Source organism: Actinophytocola sp. (assembly GCF_036002505.1).
Lineage (GTDB): Bacteria > Actinomycetota > Actinomycetes > Mycobacteriales > Pseudonocardiaceae > DASYTH01.
In genome coordinates, this window is sequence record NZ_DASYTH010000198.1 from 1 (window position 1) to 2,188 (window position 2,188).

1 protein-coding gene and 1 pseudogene are annotated in these 2,188 nt (G+C 71.4%); both read left to right on the forward strand.

Annotated features, from left to right (window positions below):
- Positions 1-231 precede the first annotated feature (231 nt).
- Positions 232-921, forward strand: a pseudogene (locus VGR06_RS17105) (helix-turn-helix domain-containing protein); the annotation flags it as partial.
- Positions 922-1,250: 329 nt separating this feature from the next.
- Positions 1,251-2,188, forward strand: a 938-nt coding sequence (locus tag VGR06_RS17110; protein ID WP_327560074.1) for an IS110 family transposase, incomplete at its 3' end; no start/stop codon positions are given.

Here is a 2,188-nt window from a genome sequence, read left to right on the forward strand (position 1 = left end):
GGGACCACCAAGCCTGCCCGCCGCCTCGATCGGCCACCTTCAAGCCACGTAGATGATCGAGCCGGGGCCGATGATCGCGTTACTGGATCGTCGGTGGACGGTCTGGACGGTTGCGGGGCTATCTAGCTGTAGTGACCACGGACCTTGTTGACACGCCGCCGAGGTTGTTGATCGAGGGAGGACCTCCTGGCGCAGTGGAGATGTCGAACTCTTCACGGCCGGGAGGTCCTCGTGGTCAACGCTAAGCCCCGTTTGTCCCCGTGGTCGCGTCTGCTCCTGGTGCAGCGTGTCCATGCTGGTCGTCCGGCCGCCCATGTCGCGGCGGAGATGGGTGTCTCGCGGGCGACCGCCTACAAGTGGTTGCGGCGGTTCGCCGAGGAGGGCGGCGCCGGGCTGATGGACCGGTCGAGCCGGCCGCGGACCTGCCCGACCCGCACCGACGACGTGACCGAGGCGGCGATCGTGGCGCTGCGGCGTGACCGCCGGCTCGGCCCGGCGCGGATCGCCGGCATCCTGGGGCTTAACCCGTCCACCGTGCACCGGGTGCTGGTCCGGCATCGGATGCCGCGCCTGGCCTGGCTGGACCGGCCCAGCGGGCAGCTGGTGCGCCGCTACGAGCGGGCCCGCCCGGGCGAGCTGGTGCACGTCGACGTGAAGAAGCTCGGCGCCATTCGCCCCGGCGGCGGTTGGCGGGTCCACGGCCGACAATCCGCGCAGTACCTGGCCACCCACCGCGAGCTCGACGCCGGACGACGGGTCGGCTACGACTACGTGCACTGCGCCGTGGATGACCACACCCGGCTGGCCTACGCCGAGATCCACCCCGCCGAGAAAGGGGAAACCTGCGCGGCCTTCCTCCGCCGCGCGGCCGCCTGGTTCGCCGCACACGGCATCGAGCGGATCGAGCGGGTGATGACCGACATTCAATCTGGGTGCGCGGCGTTGCGCCTTGCTTGTCGGCCGGCGGGTGAGGATCGGTGCCGTCCGGCACCTGCCCGTCATCGTTGCTTGACCGAGTGGAGCGCTCGGCGACTCCTGGCCTGTTGACCGTGTTGGCGGGTGGGGCCTCTGCCGGAGGTCGACAGCCCTGTTGGGAACCCGGTGACCTCACCGAGCTCGAGCCGGTGTGGATCCCTGTTAGCGAATGTCTGGCGCTGATCGTCCCTCCATCGGCAGACCGGCTGCCGGGCCATGTCGGCCGAGGAGATGGGAGTCCGGCTGTGATCGTTCGCTTGGGGATCGATATCGCGGTGCGTGCACCGCATCAGGCCAGCGCCGCCGACGAGCGCGGGCAGGTGCTGTGGTCCGGGCATCGGTTCCGCACCGAGTCCGCCGACTTGGACCGGCTGTGGTCCCGGCTCGTCGAGGCCGCCACACCCGCAGAGGTCACGGTGGTGATGGAGCCGACCCGCAACGCCTGGGTTCCGTTGGCGTCCTGGTTCCGTCGTCGGGGCGCGACCGTGGTGCTGGTCTCGGCCGAGCGGTCCGCGGACCTGCGCGCCTACTACGCCAAGCACACCAAAACCGACCGGCTGGACTCGATCCTGCTCGCCCGGCTGCCGCTGCTGCACCCCGAGGGGTTGCATCCCGAGCGCGGGCTGGGACCCGGTGACCCGCTGCGCCGGGCCACCAAGCTGCACTCGACCCTGGTCAAGCGGCGCACCGCGACCCTGGCCCGCCTCGACGCGCTGCTGGAGATCCTCGGCCCCGACTGGCACGCCGCCTTCGCCGCCGACCTGGGAAACAACACCCCGCTGCAGTTGTTCGCCGCCGGCTACGCCGACCCGCACACCGTGCGACGGCTCGGCCGGGCCCGGCTCACCCGGTTCCTCTCCCGGCACTCCCGCGGCGCGTTCGGCGAGGCGATGGCCGACCAACTCCTGGCCGCGGCAGCGGCCAGCCTGCAGCTGTGGGACGACGACCTGTCCTTCCCCGAGCTGGCCGACGACATCGCCGTCGAGGCCCGGCTCGCGCTGACGCTCACCGAGGAGATCAAGGAAGTCGACGAGCGCATCGCGGTGCTGGTCCACGACCGCGACCCGCACGGCATCCTCACCTCCGCCCCCGGCATCGGCGCCATCACCGGCGCGGTCATCCTCGGTCGCCTCGGCGACGCCACCCGGTTCCACTCCCTGGCCGCCGTCCGCGCCTTCAGCGGACTGGTGCCCGCCCTCGACGCCTCCGGCAT